The sequence below is a fragment of the Tardiphaga sp. genome (assembly GCF_044340795.1).
Classification (GTDB): Bacteria; Pseudomonadota; Alphaproteobacteria; order Rhizobiales; family Xanthobacteraceae; genus Tardiphaga.
This window is the reverse complement of the sequence record NZ_JBIISY010000032.1, coordinates 1-18261: the sequence shown is the minus strand read 5'-3', so window position 1 is coordinate 18261 and position 18261 is coordinate 1. Positions and strand designations below refer to the sequence as shown.

14 protein-coding genes, 1 tRNA gene and 1 pseudogene are annotated in these 18261 nt (G+C 60.7%); 9 read left to right on the top strand and 7 right to left on the bottom strand.

Annotated elements, in window-relative coordinates; genetic code table 11:
• Window positions 1–133 precede the first annotated feature (133 nt).
• Complete coding sequence (locus ACIQ17_RS07805) at window positions 134–1297, bottom strand: mandelate racemase/muconate lactonizing enzyme family protein (RefSeq protein WP_398467125.1); 1164 nt, start codon at window positions 1295–1297, stop codon at window positions 134–136.
• Between the two features lie 136 nt (window positions 1298–1433).
• Here ACIQ17_RS07805 and ACIQ17_RS07800 point away from each other — a divergent pair, with 136 nt between their 5' ends.
• Window positions 1434–2327, top strand: a complete 894-nt coding sequence (locus ACIQ17_RS07800) for a LysR substrate-binding domain-containing protein (protein WP_398467123.1) — start codon at window positions 1434–1436, stop codon at window positions 2325–2327.
• Between the two features lie 55 nt (window positions 2328–2382).
• A complete protein-coding gene (gene hutH, locus ACIQ17_RS07795) occupies window positions 2383–3909 on the top strand; it encodes a histidine ammonia-lyase (protein ID WP_398467121.1) in 1527 nt (508 codons plus the stop codon).
• Between the two features lie 6 nt (window positions 3910–3915).
• Here the strand turns inward: hutH and ACIQ17_RS07790 are convergent, their stop codons facing one another.
• Complete coding sequence (locus tag ACIQ17_RS07790; protein WP_398467119.1) at window positions 3916–4209, bottom strand: response regulator transcription factor; 294 nt, start codon at window positions 4207–4209, stop codon at window positions 3916–3918.
• A 370-nt stretch (window positions 4210–4579) separates the two neighbouring features.
• Between ACIQ17_RS07790 and ACIQ17_RS07785 the strand changes: the two genes are divergently transcribed.
• The 3 genes from ACIQ17_RS07785 (at window position 4580) to ACIQ17_RS07775 (ending at window position 7014) form a co-directional block, all read left to right on the top strand.
• Window positions 4580–5197 (top strand): GAF domain-containing protein, encoded by a 618-nt coding sequence (locus ACIQ17_RS07785; RefSeq protein ID WP_398467117.1) that lies wholly within the window; start codon window positions 4580–4582, stop codon window positions 5195–5197.
• A gap of 132 nt (window positions 5198–5329) precedes the next feature.
• The gene (locus tag ACIQ17_RS07780) at window positions 5330–6448 is read left to right on the top strand and encodes an ROK family protein (protein WP_398467115.1); all 1119 of its coding nucleotides are present in this window, start codon (window positions 5330–5332) and stop codon (window positions 6446–6448) included.
• A 476-nt stretch (window positions 6449–6924) separates the two neighbouring features.
• Window positions 6925–7014: transfer RNA gene (locus ACIQ17_RS07775), tRNA-Ser, on the top strand.
• Between the two features lie 238 nt (window positions 7015–7252).
• On the opposite strand, the gene ACIQ17_RS07770 is transcribed toward ACIQ17_RS07775, so the two are convergent.
• Complete coding sequence (locus tag ACIQ17_RS07770; RefSeq protein WP_398467113.1) at window positions 7253–8164, bottom strand: LysR substrate-binding domain-containing protein; 912 nt, start codon at window positions 8162–8164, stop codon at window positions 7253–7255.
• A gap of 187 nt (window positions 8165–8351) precedes the next feature.
• Here ACIQ17_RS07770 and ACIQ17_RS07765 point away from each other — a divergent pair, with 187 nt between their 5' ends.
• The 4 genes and pseudogenes from ACIQ17_RS07765 to ACIQ17_RS07750 all read left to right on the top strand — a co-directional run bounded on the left by ACIQ17_RS07765 (window position 8352) and on the right by ACIQ17_RS07750 (window position 14500).
• Window positions 8352–9563, top strand: coding sequence for an FAD-dependent oxidoreductase (locus tag ACIQ17_RS07765; protein WP_398467112.1), 1212 nt, complete (start codon window positions 8352–8354; stop codon window positions 9561–9563).
• Window positions 9564–9699: 136 nt separating this feature from the next.
• Complete coding sequence (locus ACIQ17_RS07760) at window positions 9700–10677, top strand: Bug family tripartite tricarboxylate transporter substrate binding protein (protein ID WP_398467110.1); 978 nt, start codon at window positions 9700–9702, stop codon at window positions 10675–10677.
• Between the two features lie 429 nt (window positions 10678–11106).
• Window positions 11107–12794 (top strand): annotated as a pseudogene (locus ACIQ17_RS07755) (thiamine pyrophosphate-binding protein).
• A 227-nt stretch (window positions 12795–13021) separates the two neighbouring features.
• The gene (locus ACIQ17_RS07750) at window positions 13022–14500 is read left to right on the top strand and encodes an aldehyde dehydrogenase family protein (RefSeq protein WP_398467108.1); all 1479 of its coding nucleotides are present in this window, start codon (window positions 13022–13024) and stop codon (window positions 14498–14500) included.
• Window positions 14501–14921: 421 nt separating this feature from the next.
• Here ACIQ17_RS07750 and ACIQ17_RS07745 read toward each other — a convergent pair whose 3' ends face one another.
• The 4 genes from ACIQ17_RS07745 to ACIQ17_RS07730 all read right to left on the bottom strand — a co-directional run.
• Window positions 14922–15425 (bottom strand): MarR family winged helix-turn-helix transcriptional regulator, encoded by a 504-nt coding sequence (locus tag ACIQ17_RS07745; protein WP_398467106.1) that lies wholly within the window; start codon window positions 15423–15425, stop codon window positions 14922–14924.
• Between the two features lie 63 nt (window positions 15426–15488).
• On the bottom strand, window positions 15489–16358 hold the full coding sequence (locus ACIQ17_RS07740; protein WP_398467104.1) for an amidohydrolase family protein: 870 nt from the start codon (window positions 16356–16358) through the stop codon (window positions 15489–15491).
• A 21-nt stretch (window positions 16359–16379) separates the two neighbouring features.
• Window positions 16380–17153, bottom strand: coding sequence for a crotonase/enoyl-CoA hydratase family protein (locus ACIQ17_RS07735; protein WP_398467102.1), 774 nt, complete (start codon window positions 17151–17153; stop codon window positions 16380–16382).
• Between the two features lie 9 nt (window positions 17154–17162).
• On the bottom strand, window positions 17163–18261 hold a 1099-nt coding region (locus tag ACIQ17_RS07730), incomplete at its 5' end, for an AMP-binding protein (RefSeq protein WP_398467100.1).

Below are 18261 nucleotides of genomic sequence, written 5' to 3'. Positions count from 1 at the left end.
GCCCCCACGCAAAAACAATCGGCGCGAGACGGAGCTTGCGCCGAAGGGTGCTTTATAGAGTGGGAGAGCGGGGAGTCAAGGAAAAGCGAGCCAAAAACAGGCATTTGGCCTGCATTTGACTCGCTCTCGAAGCCTACGATGCGAGGCTGCGCATTTCCTTGATCAGGTCCGACTTGCCCTCAAAACCGATGCCCGGCAGTTCCGGCATCACGATATGGCCGTTCTCGACCTTCACGCCATCCGGGAAGCCGCCATAGGGCTGGAACAGGTCGGGATATGATTCATTGCCGCCAAGACCGAGGCCGGCTGCGATGTTCAGCGACATCTGGTGGCCGCCATGGGGGATGCAGCGGGTCCAGGACCAGCCGTAATTCTTCAGCATTTCCAAGGTCCTGAGATATTCGACCAGGCCGTAGGACAGGGCGCAGTCGAATTGCAGCCAGTCGCGGTCCTTGCGCATGCCGCCGTAGCGGATCAGGTTGCGGGCGTCCTGCATGGAGAACAGGTTCTCGCCGGTCGCCATCGGCTTCGGATAGTGCTCGGCGAGCTTTTCCTGCAGCTCGTAATCGAGCGGGTCGCCGGCTTCCTCGTACCAGAAAAGATCGTATTCCCTCAAAGCCTTGGCGTAGTCGATCGCGGTCGTGAGATCGAAACGGCCATTGGCGTCGACGGCGAGCTGGCAGCCCGAGGGCAGCAGCTTCAGCACGTGCTCGATGCGCTTGAGGTCGTCGGCCAGCGGGGCGCCGCCGATCTTCATCTTCACGACATTGTAGCCGCGGTCCAAATAGCCTTTCATTTCAGAGGCCAAGCCTTCGAGGCCCTTGCCTGGATAATAGTAGCCGCCGGCGGCATAGACGAACACTTTGGGGTTCGCGGTCGTGCCGTAACGGTCTGACAGCAAACGGAAAAGCGGCTTGTTCGCGATCTTGGCGGCGGCGTCCCAGACGGCCATGTCGATAGTGCCGATGGCCACCGAGCGCTCGCCGTGGCCGCCGGGCTTTTCATTAGTGAACATGGTCGCCCACACCTTGTGGGGATCGATGTTTTCGCCAGTGGAATCGATGAGGTCGTCCGGCTTGGCTTCGAGGATGCGCGGCGCGAAACGTTCGCGGATCAGGCCGCCCTGGCCATAGCGGCCGTTGGAATTGAAGCCGTAGCCGATCACCGGCTTGCCGTCGCGGATCACGTCGGTGACCACGGCGACCAGGCTCAGCGTCATTTTGCTGAAGTCGATGAAGGCGTTAGCGATGGGGGAGGCGATCGGAGCGGTGCGCTCCCGGACTTCGACAATGCGCATGGAATTCCCTCGTTCTCGCGTGTTTTCTTGCGGCAACACGGCGGCAGTCTTGCGATGGCTTGTGGCAATACGCCTGTCGCAGCCATCTCTGAAATGGTCAATTTTCACCTGAGGCATTCCCATCTAAGATGGCAGGATGCGCAGCTTCGACCCTGTCTCCCTCCGCCTGTTCATCGCCGTTTGCGAGGAGCGCAACATCGCCTCCGCCGCCAAGCGCGAGGCCATCGTCCCGTCCGCGGTGTCGAAGCGCATCAGCCAGATGGAAGAGGAGGCCGGCGTGCAGCTGCTGGAGCGTGGCCGCCGCGGCGTTACGGTAACGGCGGCCGGCGAGGTGCTTTGGCGCTATGCGCGCGAGAGTCTGCAATTGCTCGATCGCATGCAGGCCGAACTCGGCGCGTTTGCCGATGGCGTGCAGGGGCATGTGCGGGTGTTCGCCTCGAAGTCCGCGGTGGCGCAGGTGCTGCCGGAGGATGTGAGCGCCTTTGCAAAAAAATATCGCGATGTACGCGTCAGCCTCGAAGAGCGCGAGATCTGGGAAGTGGTGCGCGGTGTCGAGGAAGGGCGCGCCGATATCGGCGTGTGCTGGGATGCCGTCGACCTGCGCGGGCTGACGACACATCCTTATCATTGCGATCGTCTTGCGGTGGTGGTGCATCCCGATCATGCGCTGGCATCGCGTGACTCGGTGTCGTTTGAAGAAACCGTCGACTACGAACATGTCGACATCGTTGCCCGCAGCATCATGCAGGCGACGCAGCGGAGCGCGGCGGCCGCTGCCGGCAAGCAGATGCGTTACCGCATCCAGGTTTCCACGGTGGATGCCGCCTATCGCGTGGTCGCGGCGCAGCTCGCCGTCGCCATCGTGCCGCAAGAAGAGGCATCCGCGATCCAGCAGACGCTGGGGCTGAAAGTGGTCCCGCTGAGCAATGACTGGGCGCAGCGGCAATTCGTCATCGCGGTGCGAAACAAGGGGCTTAGTCTGCCGGCACAATTGTTGCTCGAAAGTCTCCAGAGCAGCGCGAAGTCGTGAATGACGACAAGGCTGCATTCTGTCTAATATGCCTAGACAAATGAGGAGCCCCGCCATGACCAGCCATTTCGAACCCGGCGCGATGTCCCTAGGCGATTGGCGCGCGATCTATCGTGGCGCGGCGCCGAAGCTCGATGCGCAACATCATCCGCGCATCCAGGCCAGTGCCGATGCGGTGGCGCGGATCGTGGCGCGGGGCGAGCCGGTCTATGGCATCAATACCGGCTTCGGGAAGCTGGCCAGCGTCGGCATCGCGGCCGACGATCTGGTGGCCTTGCAAAGGAATATTGTGCTGTCGCATTGCGCCGGCATCGGCGAGCCGCTGTCGCCGGTGATCACGCGGCTGATGATGGCGCTGAAGATCGCCTCGCTCGCGCAGGGCTTTTCCGGCGTGAAGCTGGAGACGGTTCAACTGCTCGAAGCGATGCTCGCCAACGACATCATTCCCGTGGTGCCGTCGCAGGGCTCGGTCGGTGCCTCCGGCGATCTCGCGCCGCTCGCGCATATGACGTCGGTGATGATCGGGGTCGGCGAGGCCATTGCCAACAACACCCGCCTTCCCGCTGTCGAGGCGCTGGCATCCGCCGGTCTTGCTCCGATCGAACTCGGTCCCAAGGAAGGCCTCGCGCTGCTCAATGGCACGCAGTTCTCGACGGCCTGCGCGCTGGCCGGCCTGTTCGAGGCGGAAGTGCTGTTCAGGAATGCGTTGGTGTCGGGTGCGCTGTCCACCGATGCCGCGCGCGGCTCCGACACGCCGTTCGATGCGCGCATCCATCAGCTCCGCAAGCATGATGGACAGATCGCGGTGGCGTCCGCGCTGCAGAGCTTGATGGCCGGCAGCGCCATTCGCGAATCGCATCGGCTCGGGGACGTGCGGGTGCAGGATCCGTATTGCCTGCGCTGCCAGCCGCAGGTGATGGGCGCCGCGCTCGACGTGCTGCGCCAGGCAGCGGCGACGTTGCTCACCGAAGCCAATGGCGTCTCCGACAATCCGTTGATTTTCGCGGATGAGGATCTCGCGATGTCCGGCGGCAATTTTCACGCGGCGCCGGTGGCCTTTGCGGCGGACATGATCGCACTCGCGGTGTGCGAGATCGGCTCGATCTCCGAGCGGCGTATCGCCATGCTGGTCGATCCCGCGCTGTCCGGCGTGCCGGCCTTCCTCACCCCGCGGCCGGGGCTGAATTCCGGCTTCATGATCGCGCAGGTGACGGCGGCGGCCCTGGTCTCCGAGAACAAGCAGCGTGCTTATCCCGCCAGCGTCGATTCGATCCCGACCTCGGCCAACCAGGAAGACCATGTCTCCATGGCTGCGCATGGCGCGCGGCGTCTGTTGCCGATGGTGGACAATGCGATGGCCGTCATCGCCATCGAATTGCTGGCCGCAGCGCAAGGCTGCGACTTCCACGCGCCGCTCACCTCCAGCGATCCCCTTGAGGCCGTGCGAAAGCGCCTCCGCGCCGATGTCGCCCATCTCGATGACGACCGCTACTTCCATGCGGATATCGAGAAGGCGCTGGCGCTGGTGCGCTCCGGTGCAATGTTGGCCGCCGCCGGCGAGGCTGCGCTGCCGGGGATCTGACGGCGATCAGTCGACGAAGCGCACCATGGCATCCCACATGCGCACGAGGTCGACCAGGCTCGCAGCCGACATCTTCCGCATCATCGCACCGCGGTGAAGCTTGACGGTGACCTCGGCGATGCCGAGTGCGCTGGCGATCTGCTTGTTCGCGTGGCCGGAGACGACATGCTGCAACACCTGCCGTTCGCGCTCGCTCAGCGTCATGAAGCGCGCTTCGGCCTCGCAGATCGAAGCCAGATAAGCGTGGCGATCGCCTTCGATCGCCAGATGCGCACGGCGTGCAGCCTGAAGCCGGTGCATGGGGGCTGTCCTGGTTTGCCGTCGCGGTGGCGGCGATGTGAGATGGCTGCTGCACTATCGCGTCCGCTACGGGATGCGGCTTTGTGAAAGCCTCCAGGAATGCTTGGAATTGCTTCCAATCTGCGGTCGCTGCGCGTGGCGATCTGCGCATTCGCCGCATCGACACTGTCTGCGTGCCAATCTCGGTGTCTGCTTACCAAGCGTGTATCGTGCACAGATTGTCTATCCCGATTATCGCACTTTATGCGGATGACCGCAGAAACTATTGCCTGCGCTTGTCATTATCGTTCAATAAGATGCGACGACCATGAGCCGCGCGAATGCCGCTTGTAAGTCATCCAGGGATGGGTGAGCGACTGGCGAGATTTCTATGAAGCTCGATATTCCCGGTACGGAATTGTTGCGACGGAGCAGCGGGCCATCGCTGCGCGAGCATATTGCCCGCGAACGTCATGTGCTGATGCAGATCGCTGCCGGTCGTCCGCTGACGGATGTGTTGCAGGAGCTGTTGCTGAGCGTCGAGGCTTCATCGGGCCATGCGATGATGGCGTCCATTCTTGCCGTATCCGACGACCATCGCTATCTCCGCCATCTGGCGGCGCCCAGTCTGCCCGCCGCCTATAACAAGGCGATCGATGGTGAGCGCGTCGGGGAGGGTGTCGGGTCGTGCGGCACCTCGGCCTATCGCGGCACACCGGTCTATGTGGCGGATATCGACACCGATCCCCTCTGGGTCGATTATCGTGAGCTGGCGGCGGCGCATGGTCTGCGGGCTTGCTGGTCGACGCCCATCAAGGGGATGGACGGCGTCATCAGCGGCACCTTCGCCGTCTATTACGATGCGCCGCGTTCGCCCCGACCGCATGATCTCGAAGCCATCTCGGCCATTACCCTGACTGTCGCCCTGGCGATCGAGCGCCACCGCATGGAGCTGCAGCTGCAGCGCGCCCGCGACGAATTGCGTGCATTGGCGGCAGCCGAATCCTGAGTCTGGTGCTCGGCGATCAAGACGCTGCGGGGGCACCTGCGACATGGTGGCCTCCGGGCGGGGCAGTCCTTCGCGCGTGCAACCTTTCGGTTCCATCGGCGTTGTCGGTCGGTTCACGCGTTCAGGGGCAACATGGCTGACGAAGCAGTAACGACACCCATCGGCATCGGCGTTCACGGTGCCAAGCGTCTCCCATCGGTGGACGTGGATACATTCAATATCGAGATCAAGGACGGCGACGGGTTTCTCGGCGATCGCGCCAGCAAGGGCGCGTTCCAGAAGATCGTCGAGGACCTGCGCAAGCCGCTGAAGAAGAACGGCGAGGATCCGCTCGGCAAGAAGGCGGTCAAGGAGATCGGTAAGAGCGAGCTCGACGAGATCCTGACCGGCGACGACGTCAAGGCGGCGGCGCTGGTGCATGGCGCCATCGAGGAATTCGCGCAGGAATTCGCCTATGTGATCCAGCGTTTCTTCAAGAACAAGGTGTGGGAAGACACCGAATGCATCGTGGTCGGCGGCGGCTTCCGCCAGAGCCGGGTCGGCGAACTCGCGATCGCGCGCACCGATATCATCCTGAAATCCGAAGGCATCAAGGTCGACCTGATTCCGATCCAGTATCATCCCGATGAGGCCGGGCTGATCGGCTGCCTGCACTTGGCGCCGTCATGGATCTTCGAGGGCTATGACAGCATCCTGGCCGTCGATATCGGCGGCTCCAATATCCGCTGCGGCGTGGTGGAGACCAACTGGAAGAAGTCGAAGGATCTCTCCAAGGCCGAGGTGTGGAAATCCGATCTGTGGAAGCATGCCGATGACGAGCCGACCCGCGAAGGCGCGGTGAAGCGGCTGGTCAAGATGCTGCAGGACCTGATCAAGGCGGCCGAGAAGGAGGGCTTCAAGCTGGCCCCCTTCATCGGCATCTCCTGCCCGGGTGTCATCAATGAAGACGGCACCATCGAAAAGGGCGCGCAGAACCTGCCGGGCAATTGGGAGAGCAGCAAGTTCAACCTGCCGGCGCTGATTGCCGAAGGCATCCCGAGCATCGGCGATCACGACACCGCGGTGTTGATGCACAATGACGGCGTGGCGCAGGGGCTGAGCGAAGTCCCGTTCATGCAGGATTTCGCCCGCTGGGGCGTCCTCACCATCGGCACCGGCCTCGGCAATGCCCGCTTCACCAACCGCAAGCGCGACGCGAAGAAGGACAAGGACGAGAAGGACGACAAGAAGGCGAAGAAGGGCAAGGACTGAGCCCCCGGCGGGGAGGGGGCGGATCAGACCTCTGCTCGCTGTCGCCATGTATTGCATGTCACTCCGCCATGGCCGGGTCTGTTCCGGCCATGGCGTTTTCAGTCCCCAAGCAGCCAAGACGTGGATATGCGGGCCTTCACCGCGCCGAAGCGGCTTCGTCCGCGCAGGCAGGACGAGCCCGCGCGGACGGCGTTCGAGCAGGCGACGATCGCCCGGCGGCAGACACGCGCGCCTGGTTTGGCATCTGCGAATCGGGCGGTTTCGTCTCGACTGGCCCTGGTCGCAGACCTGCTTTTGGCGCCCAGAGTTCATTCGGGCGCCGTCACCCGGGCGCCGGAGGCCTGTGCCGGGCTGATTTCCGCCGCGTCACGGTGGGCTGGCAGCGGAATTTCCTCATCCGGCGCTTGTCTGTCCCGCCGTCCTCGCCTAGAACACCGCCAACCACCCGGCGGGCGACCGTCGGAACACGGCACCAAGGAGAGGTGGCAGAGTGGTTGATTGTACCGCACTCGAAATGCGGCATGGGTGCAAGCCCATCGGGGGTTCGAATCCCCCCCTCTCCGCCACATTTGCTGTGGTCCCGAAAAGTCCCGTAGAATCAGGCTTTTCCCCATGCCCTCGGGCGATGGTGTAGCCCCAGGGTGGAGCCCCTGAGTTACGCCCAAGCATGACATGCTTCGTAATGTCGGACAAGGTTTGAGGTGAAAAAGCCCGCCGAGTCCAAGGCACCGTTTTTACAAGATGCTCGCAACATCCCCGCAGATCAGGCTTTCCAGCCGCTGTCCGCGTCGCGGTGTCCGCTGGTCAGGAAGTAAGGTCTGGAGGGGCTGATCCCTTCGCTTGCGACAGCAGCCATGCACGGAAAGCCAGGAGCAGCGGATTCCCGGCCTTTTCCTCCGGAGAGGCGAAGTAATACGAGCCGACGCTTTTCAGCGTCAGGCTCGACAGCACGCGCAGCTTGCCGGATCTCAGCTGGTCGGAGATCAGAAATTCCGGTAGCAGCGCGACGCCAAGGCCAGAACTCGCTGCGCTGATCAAGGTCGATTGAATATCGAAGCGCGGCCCTCGGATCACATTTGTGCCTTCCAGGTCCGCAGCGTCGAACCAGCGCCGCCACGCGTCTGGTCGCGTCACGAGATGAAGCAGCCGCAATTCGGCAACCTCGTGCGGCGGCAATTCGCCGCGCTTGCCGATCAGCGCGGGCGAGCCGACCGGCAGCAGGACTTCATCGAACAGATAATCGGCTTGTGTGCCGGGCCAGTCGGACTGGCCGAAATACAATGCACCGTCGAGCGCAGTCTCGCTAAAGAAGAAACGAGTGTTGCGTGCGCTCACATTCACGGCGACGCCCGGATGACGGGCATAGAAATCCGGCAAGCGGGGAATGAGCCACTGTGTGCCGACCGTGGGGAGTGCCGCCACGTCGAGTACCATGCCATCGGCCTCATAGCCCATGATTTCCAGCGCATCGCGCTCGATCCGCTCGATCGTCTGCGCCACGCGGGTGCTGTAGGCCGCCCCGGCGCGCGTCAATGTGATCCGTTTCTTGATCCGGTGGAACAGCTTGACGCCGAGCTGGGTCTCCAGCTGCGCGATCTGGCGCGACACGGCGCTCTCCGTGAGCGCGAGTTCGCCGGCGGCGCGGGTGACGCTGAGATGCTTGGCGGCCGCGCTGAACGCCATCAGCGCGCCGAGGCTCGGAATTCTGCGACGCATAGTTCATTCCAAAAACGCAAGATGTTAGCAGATTAAATTGTTTGCGTGCCCAAGCGCAAGGCACATAGCTTCGGCGCTATGATGAAAGTCGGCAATGGAGCGAACGTTTCTCCTCCGCCTGACTGACCGATCTGATCGCCCGGCGAGGGCAACGAACAGATCACCGATTGAGGTTTTGGACATGAGCGTGAACAAACATCCGGTTATCATTGCTGGCGCGGGCCCGGTCGGCATGGTTGCGGCGGCGGATCTGGTGCGGCAGGGAATTCCAGTTGTGGTGCTGGAAAAGAATGCTCAGCTGAGCGGAGAGTCCCGCGCCTCGACCTTTCACCCGCCGACCCTCGACATGCTCGCCGATCTTGGGTTTGCCGAGGAGTTGATCGCGCAGGGGCTGAAAGCACCCACAGTCCAGTATTGCTCCTCCACGGACGGCGTTCTTGGCACGTTTGATTTCAGCGCGATTTCCGATCTGGTGCGGCATCCGTTTCGCCTCCAGGCCGAGCAGTTCAAGCTGACGCGCATCATCCTGGACGGCCTGAAGGATCATCCGCTGTTCTCCATCGTGTTCAGCTGCGAAGTGAAATCCGTGACCCAGACCAGCGATACGGTCACGCTCACGGTGGCCGTCGATGGCGGCGAGAAGGCCTATGAATGCGATTGGCTGATCGGCGCCGATGGCGCCAACAGCATCGTTCGCCGCGATCAGGATATGGAGTTCGAAGGCTTTACGTGGCCGGAACGCTTCCTGGTGATGACGACGCCGGTGGACTTCGCCGCCCTGCGTCCGGGCGTGTCGTCGGTCAGCTATGTTGCCGATCCCGAACGCTGGCATTTCCTGTTGCGCATAATCGGCGCATGGCGCGTGATGATGCCGGTGCCGGCGGAGGTGTCCGACGAAGAGGCGCTTTCGGAAGGCTATGTCACCTCGTCGATCCGTCGCGTGGTGCCGACCGGTGTAGATGCGCCGATCACTCATACCACGCTCTATCGCGTGCATCAGCGCGTCGCGGCGAATTTCCAGAAAGGCCGCTCCTTCCTCGCCGGCGACGCTGCTCATATCAACAATCCGCTCGGTGGCATGGGCATGAATGGCGGCATTCACGACGCGCTGAACCTGACCTCGAAGCTGGGTGCCGTTATCAACGGTAAGGATAGCGAGAGCATCCTGGCCGATTATGATCTGCAGCGTCGCACGGTGACGATGCAGGCGATTCAGGGCGACACCATCCGCAACAAGAAGAATCTCGAAGCGAAGGACGAAGCAGATCGCGCCCGCTTCCGCGACGATATTCGCGCTGCGGCGGCCGATCCTGAGAGGGGGCGTGCATTGCTGCGCCGGATCGCGATGCTGGATTCGCTCGATCGCGCCGCTGCACTGCATGTCGGTGCGGCCGAGTGATCGCCTGATCCTCTTGAAACGATAATCCAAGGCACGCGACCGTTGGTTGAACAAGAGTCGTGAGAAGGAAGGCACCGAGGTCGTAGGTCTCAGAGCTTCTTGCAGAATGTTTGGAAAGCGAAACAAGGATCGATCCATGAAATGGACCACATTCGTTGTGGCGGCGCTGTTGTCGCCGCTCACTCTCGCAGCCCCCGGCGCACAGGCGGCCGGCTATCCCGAGAAGATGATTACGATTGTGGTTCCGTTTCCGGCCGGAAGCACGGCCGATGCGATACCGCGGCTTGTTGCGCCACTGCTGACGAAGTCACTGGGCGTCAATATCATTATCGAGAATCGTGGCGGCGCCAATGGGTCGATCGGCGCGGCGCGCGTCGCAACTGCTCCGGCGGACGGCTACACGCTCCTGCTTGCCACGACGGGCATGATGGCCATAAATCCCTGGATCTACGACAAGCCGGCCTATAATGCCGAGAAGGACTTCACTCCGATCACCAATGGTGCGTCAACTCCGAACATTCTTGTCGTCAATCCGTCGGTCAAAGCGAACTCGCTGAAAGAACTGATTGCATTGGCCAAGGCTGAGCCTGGCAAGCTGACATTTGCGTCGGCAGGTATCGGCAGCACCAGCCATCTGTGTGGCGAGACGCTGAAAGTGCTCGAAGGCGTTGATGCTGTTCACATTCCTTATCAGGGTGCAGCACCGGCACTGCAGGACGTCATCGGCGGTCAGGTCTCGATGATGTGTGACAATCTCTCGAATACTGTTCAGCAGGTACAGAGCGGCCAGTTGCGTCCGATCGTCGTGACTGCCTCCGAAGCCAGTCAACAACTCCCGAATGTGCCGACGGCATCGCAGGCAGGATCGCCGGATCTGCTTGCGGGCAACTGGTACGGCTTTCTTGCGCCAGCGGCGACCCCGAAAGACGTCTTGGAGAAGCTCAACACTTCGATCGTCGAGGCGCTTAAAGATCCGACGGTGTCCGCCCGCATGGAAGGTCTCGGTCTGAAAGTGATTGCAGATAAGCCGGCCGAGTTTGCTGCAACGATCGCGAAAGACTCCGCCCGAATGGAAGGCATCGTGAAGCGCGCGAAAGCGAAGATCTCGAACTAACCGATCGTCGATGATCGGGCACATCATGCCGAAGACACAGAAGTTGACAACGCTTTCTCCCTCATAGCAGGCGTTGTCGTTCTGGCAGACCGCATTGACGCACGAGATTCGGCAGATCAGACGTAAGTCGGCGTTTGTGTTCGCTCCGGATGCGATCAAAGCGAAAATTCCGTTTGCCGAGGCATTTCTTGTCGCCGGAGATCTGACTATCGATAACGACAAGACGGCCAGGGCGGCCCATTTCAATCGGACATAGCAATGCGGTCCTGCCGCCGAGCGCGCGGAAGCGGGCGGTCAAATCTGGCGCGATGCGCGCTCCTGGAGATGCGCTGCGATCACCATTGACGACGCAGAGCGGCCGACAGGCAGCCGTCTTAGAAAATTTCAGCAGAAACCGATGCTCTCAAAAATCAAAAAGGTCTCTATCCAATGAGCAGTGCAAATCGTCCCGTAAACATCGCTGATGCCCCGGCTGGGGCGCGCAACGGCGGCGCGATCCTTGTGGCGGCGTTGCGGCGCAACGGTGCCGATCGTATGTTCGGTGTGCCCGGCGAGAGCGCTCTGCCGATCTTCGACGCGGTCCACGATCCGGCTGCGGGCGTTCGTTTTATCATGTGCCGGCATGAGACGACTGCCTCTCATATGGCGGAGGCCGACGGAAAGATCACCGGTCGGCCAGGCATTTGCATCGTCAGCCGCGGTCCGGGGGCGATGCAAGCCAGCCTCGGCTTGCATACGGCGTGGCAGGATTCGACGCCAATGATCCTGATCGTCGGACAGGTGCCGAGCTACCATCGTGGCCGCGAGGCATTTCAGGAGATGAACTACGAGCGCACCTTTAGCGACATGGTGAAGTGGGTTGTGGAAATCGACGCCGTGGATCGAATTCCGGAGTTGGTGAGCCGTGCCTTCCACACCGCGATGCAGGCCGCCCGGGACCGGTTGTTCTCTCGATCCCAGAAGATGTGCTCGATGAGATGAGCACGGTTGCCGATACGGCACCGGCCACGACAGTCGATGCAGCGCCCTCCGACATGCAGTTGGCGGAAACCGTGCGTCTCCTCCAGCAGGCGAAGCGTCCGCTGGTCATTGTCGGCAATCTTGGGTGGACGCCGGAAGCCGTGGCGCAGTTCCGTTCTTTCGTCGAACGAAATGATTTGCCTGTTGTGGCGGGTTTCCGTTCCCAAGACATTCTCGATAATCGCAGCGAGCAGTATATCGGTGACATCAGCCTCGGCTGCAGCCGGCTATTGCTGGAACGCGTGAAAAGTTCGGATTATCTGCTGGTCATCGGCGACCGCCTTGGCGATGTCACGACCAATCACTATTCGCTGTTCGACATTCCGGCACCCAGGCAAGTGTTGATCCACGTGTTTCCCGGGCCGGAAGAGATCGGCCGTGTTTTTATCCCGAAGCTAGGTATCCCGGCCAATTCGTCCCGCTTCGCAGAAGCTCTCGCGAAGATCGACGTGCTGGATAGTTCTGCATGGACCAACTGGCGGGCGGAGTCGCGGAAAGCCTATGTCGATTATCAAACGTTGCGCCCTGAGACAGCTTCCTTCGACATGGCGCGCGTGATCGACCACTTAAATGAGGTGCTCCCGGAAGATGCGGTGGTCACGAACGGAGCGGGAAACTACACTGTCTGGCTTCATCGCTATTACCGCTACAAGCAACTGGGTGCTCAGATCGCTCCCAAGTCTGGCACCATGGGCTATGGCTTTCCGGCAGCTGTCGCAGCGCAGTTGCGCTATCCCAAGCGCAAGGTGATCTGTCTTGCCGGAGACGGCTGCTTCATGATGGCGTCCCAGGAATTCGCCACCGCGGTCCAGCAACAGCTTCCGATCGTCACGATCATCGTCAACAACACGATGTATGGATCGATCCGGATGCATCAGGAAAAGAGTTTTCCTAATCGTCCAAGCGGCACCGATCTGCTTAATCCGGATTTCGCAGCATTGGCGCGGTCGTACGGTGCGCATGGTGAAACGATCGATCGCCACCAGGACTTTCCTGCGGCATTGGCGCGTGCGCTCGAATCTGGAAAGCCGGCCGTCATCGAACTCCGGGTCGATCGCAATCAGATCACGCCAGACCGTAACCTGCTGCAATCCTAGTTGCGATCCCGACAGGCGTGCGCTGCCAAGGGATTGCGTCGGAAAACAAACCAGAAATGGTGCCGTCATGTCCATTATGCGGCGCGAAGCTCTGGTGAAGATATCCTCACTATCGGTTGGTAGAGCCGCATTTAACTGCTCCGAGACGTCGACCGGTATCCGTTTGAGGATGATCTAAAGCAGACTATGTGCCCCGGCGATCATGGGGCGTGAAGAAGGAGTAGATTATGGTGGGCTTGTCATTCGATCCTGATCAGCTGGTTTTGCCGCAGGCGTCATTTATCGACGGGAAACCTTTCGTTGGTTGCGGGCATGACATTGAAGTGCGGCGCCCTTCCGATGGCAAGCTGATGCACAGCTTCAGGGAGGTGAGCGGCAGTGATGTGGATTATGCCGTTACGACTGCCGATCGGGCGTTTCGGACATCCGGATGGGCGACTGGTGAGCCACGGGCACGCTCGCGCGTGATGCGCCGCTGGGCCGATTTGATCGAGCAGCATGGCGATGAACTGGCGCAGATTGAAGCCGCACTTTCGTCTCGCCCGATTGCCGAGACGCGAACCCGAGATGTTCCGGTCACGGCCGAGATCATCCGCTTCTACGGCGAATGCGCGGCGCGCATGGACGGAGAGGTCCTGGCATCGCGATCGGATGTCTACAGCTTGACGATTCCGGAGCCCTACGGTGTCGTCGCTGCGATATCGCCATGGAATGTCCCGATGATCCTCGCGATGATCAAGGTCGCGCCGGCTCTCGCGGCGGGCAATGCGGTCGTTATCAAGCCGAGCGAGCTGACACCATTCTCGCTGCTAAGGATTGCGGAGCTGGCGATCGAAGCCGGAATCCCCCCCGGACTTTTCAACGTGGTGATCGGCACCGGCAGCGAGACGGGAAGCGCGCTCATTCGCCATCCGCTGGTGCGCTATGTCAGCTTCACCGGCTCCACCGCAACGGGCGTCTCGGTTATGACGACGGCCGCGCAGCATGGCATGAAGCCAGTCTCGCTTGAGCTCGGTGGCAAGAATCCGCAGATCGTGTTCGCAGATGCTCCGGACCTGGAGCAGGTTGCACGCATCGTTGCGAATGCGGCCACGCGCAATAGCGGCCAGCTTTGCTTCTGCGGAAGCCGACTGATTGTTGAACGAAAGATCCGCGACCAGTTTCTGTCGGCGGTCTCGGTCGCCATGTCATCTGCGGTGGCAGGCCCGACTTGGCAGGAAACTACTTCTCTGCCTCCGATTATCAGCGAGGCGCAGCGCGGTCGGGTTGCGGGCATCGTGTCCCGCGCGCTCGCACAGGGAGCTGAAGCCCTTACCGGAGGCCGTGCCTTTGACCGCGACGGCGGCCATTTCTACGAGCCCACGCTGGTCACCTGTCAGTCCAATACCAACCCGATCTTTGAAGAGGAAGTTTTCGGTCCGGTGTTGGCCGTCCAGACCTTCGATGATCCGGAAGAAGCCATCAAGCTGGCGGATCATCCATTCTACGGCCTCACCGCCGGCATCCATACCACAAATATCAACCGGGCGCTGCGCACCGCCAAAGCAGTTGATGCCGGAATGATCTGGATCAATAGTTATGGCCGTAGCATGGATATCGCCAGCCCGTTCGGTGGCCACAAGCAGTCGGGCATGGGTAAAGATTTTGGTGTTGCGGGCTTCGAAAAATATCTGAACAAGAAAAGCGTTTGGATACAGCTAACTTGATCCTGTGTGTGCGATACGCTCTCGCAGGAACGTGTAGTCGATCAAATGTTTGCGCTGAGATATCGATGAAGTTCAGCAAGGCAGGCTGCAGTCGCTATCTTCGTTACAAGGACGGTTAGCTGTATCTGCGACCAGATATCGCTTTGGAGTTGGTCCGCAAACGGCCAACTCATCGCAATCAGGATGGACGTTCTCGCCGATGCTGCGATCCGCCAGCGCGGCGAGAACAGCCTCGATCTGCAGCGTCGCCCGACTGATCTGCCGATCGATCGCATGTTGGCGGCATCAATTCAACTGCTGCGCTATCCGAGGACCGAGTCGGCCGCAGGCCATCATCCCTTAACCCTGCCAATGGCTTGCCGGTTAAGGCGCGCGGTAAGGCAGGCGGCGACGGCCTCTCTGTACTTTAACTTCGATGCAGTCAGGACTGCACACCACGGTATTGGTCGGCAATCTTGCCAAGCAGTCCGAGTAGCATATGCCGCTCATGCACCGAAAGGGCGCTGACCGTGGCGTGATCATGCTCGACAATGTCGGACGCAATCGCATCGATCAGCTGACGGCCTTTGGGCGTGACGTTAAGCTTGACGGCGCGCTTGTCTTCCTTGGTCACCGACCGCGAAATCAACTTTCGACTCTCAAGCCCATTAACCAGCTTGGTCATATTCGACCGCTTGATCATAAGGGCAGCGGCGATTTCGCCTTGATTGGCGCCCGGATTGGCCTGGGCAGCCACCAGAGTGGAATATTCGCCCGGCGACAGTCCGGATAGTTGAAATCTCTCGAAGAAGGCCTGGAACAGGTTGAGCTGCACGAACCGAATGAGAAAACCGATCAGGCCATTGAGCTCACTAAGGTCGAGTGTCTTGTTCGAGGCCTCGCCATTCGAGGATGCTGACTCGTATTCCAGGCTTTTGTCTTTCATAGAGAGTATTCCGTACCAGGTCCGATGATCGGACCTGGTCAATGTGCCTTGTCGCGCCGTCTCTCACAAGTTCAATAGCTTACGTGCGTTCTCCTTCAACACCTTCGGTCGCACCTCGTTGCGGATCTCGAGCTTGCCGAAATCGGCCATCCAGCGATCCGGCATGATCACCGGCCAGTCGGAGCCGAACAGCATCTTGTCCTGTAGAATTGTATTGATGTAGCGGACCAGAATTGGCGGGAAGTATTTCGGCGACCAACCGGAGAGGTCGATATACACATTGGGCTTGTGTGTCGCGACCGAGAGCGCCTCTTCCTGCCAGGGGAACGACGGGTGCGCCAGGATGATCTTCATATCCGGAAAATCCACCGCGACATCGTCCATGTACATCGGGTTGGAGTATTTCAGCCGCATCCCCATGCCGCCCGGCATGCCGGAGCCGACGCCGGTCTGCCCGGTGTGGAACAGCGCGATGGCGCCACCTTCCTGGATCGCCTCATAGAGCGGGTAGGCCATCCGGTCATTGGCGTAGAAGCCCTGCATGGTCGGGTGGAATTTAAAGCCCTTGACGCCGTATTCGGACATCAGCTTCTTCGCCTCGCGCACGCCGAGCTTGCCCTTGTGCGGATCGATGGAGGCGAACGGGATCAGAACGTCTGCGTTTTGTTGCGCGATCTCCAGCATCTCGTAATTGTTGTAGCGACGGAATCCGGTCTCGCGCTCGGCATCGACGGGAAAGATCACCGCGGCAATCTTCTTGGCGCGATAGTAGTCGGCAGTCTCCTCGACCGTTGGCGGATGCTTGTGCGGTGATTTGAAGTATTCCGCCATCCGCGCCTGGAAATCGTCATAGCCGTCATCGGCGTGGCAACCGCACGGCTCTTCCGCATGGGTGTGGATGTCGATGGCAATCACATCGTCGATATTGATCATAGCCATATCCTCTCTGGCAGCTCATTCTACGGGAGCGACGATGCGAGGGGCTCGCTTTTCCAGAAAATCCCGAAGGCGCTCCGTTGCCTGGGAGCTGGTCTGTGTCAGGGACGCGACAAGCGCTTCGACGAACAGGCCGTCGTCCTGACCCATATCCTGGATCCGGGGGATCGCATTGATGATGGCAAAGTTCGACAATTCTGCGTTGGTTGCGATAGCGGCTGCGAGCTGCCTCGCCTTTTCCAGCGCCGAGTCCTTCGCTTCGATGTACTGAACGAGGTTCAGACGCTCGGCGTCGTGCGCAGACAAAGAGCGGCCCGTCAACATCATGTCCATAATCCGCGCCGGGGATATGAGGCGAGCGATACGGACCGACCCACCTCCGCCCAAGAAGATGCCGCGCTGACCTTCGGGCAAGGCGAAGAACGCGCCTGCGTGCGCCACCCTGATATGCGCCGAGGCGGCCAATTCCAGCCCGCCGCCGATCACCGCTCCGTGCAGGGCTGCGATGAAGGGAATGGGTGATCGCTGGATCTTGTCGAAAGCTGCATGCCATTGCCGCGACCCCCGCACCACGTCGCTTGCGGTTCTGTTAACGTGCTCGCCAAGATCGAGACCCGCACAGAAATGCTTGCCATGTCCGAACAGTACCCCAACCTTTGCTTCGCGATGGGCACGCTCCACTGCATCGGAGATGCCCGCGATCATCTCATCATTTACGGCATTTCGCTTGTCTGGCCGGTTCAGGCCGATGAGGGCCAGCGGTCCGTTGAGTTCATAGGTGACAAGAGTCATGTGTTCACTTCACTCCGATATAACGACGATCGTGTCAGATGCCGGGATGGCATAGAGCCTGGTGATGGCTGCTGCTCGGTTCTTCCGGATCAGGTTTGAATTTACGGAGCCCTTGTCCGTCATTTCGCCGGCATCCAGCGAAGCGGCGCGCGTCATGATCATGGCGCGTCGGAAGACCTTTGATCCGCCGCTGACGCCATCATTCACCCTCGCCAGCGCGTTTTCGACCTGCGCCTGATAATCGGCAGGACGCTTGGCCGGCGGGAAGATCAACAGACCCAGGTCGTCTCTGTCCGGTGAGGTGATCACGACATCGGCCGCAAGGTTTTGGAGCCGAGCCATCGCCCGTTCCTTGACTGCGCGGCTGTCGACCCAGGTCCCGGACGTCAGTTTGAAATCCTCGGCGATGCGTCCGTCAAACATGAAGCCCAGCTGCACATCAACGCCTTCAACGAAGGCGAGAGCGTCCGATGTGAGAAAGTAGCCCTCGTCGTCGAAGGCGGAGGCGGTGATATCACCCGCCTTCCAATATCCCGGCGTGACGTTCGGCCCGCGGACCCGGGCTTCGAGTTTGCCGCCGTTCGGTACAAGTTTGAGGACCTGGCCCGGTAAGACGGTTCCGATGCTTCCGGGCTTGGCGCCATGCCGGTTCAGCATCGTGATGGACGGGCCGGTTTCCGTTAACCCCCACCCTGTCATCATGCTGACCGGATGCGGCGCATGTTCGGCGGCAAGACGCTCGATGCCTCGCCAAAGATGCTCCGGCAAAGTGGCGCCGGCATAGAACATCACCTTCAGTTTCGAAAAAAAGTGCTTGGCGAGCTCCGGCTCCGCATCGAGCGCTCCGATGAGCATCTCGAAGCCCTTCGGGACATTCCAATAGATCGTCGGCGGGATGTCCCTGAGGTTGCGCACCGTCCGGTCGTGGAGCTGAGGCACCGGGCGACCGTCATCGATATACAACGTTCCTCCCGAACCGAGGGTCATTCCAACGTCGTGACTGCCTCCAAAGACGTGGTTCCACGGCAGCCAGTCGAGCATCATCGACGGCTCACGACACAATATGGGCCAGTTCTGGAAGTGCATCTGGATATTCGAGCAGGTCATG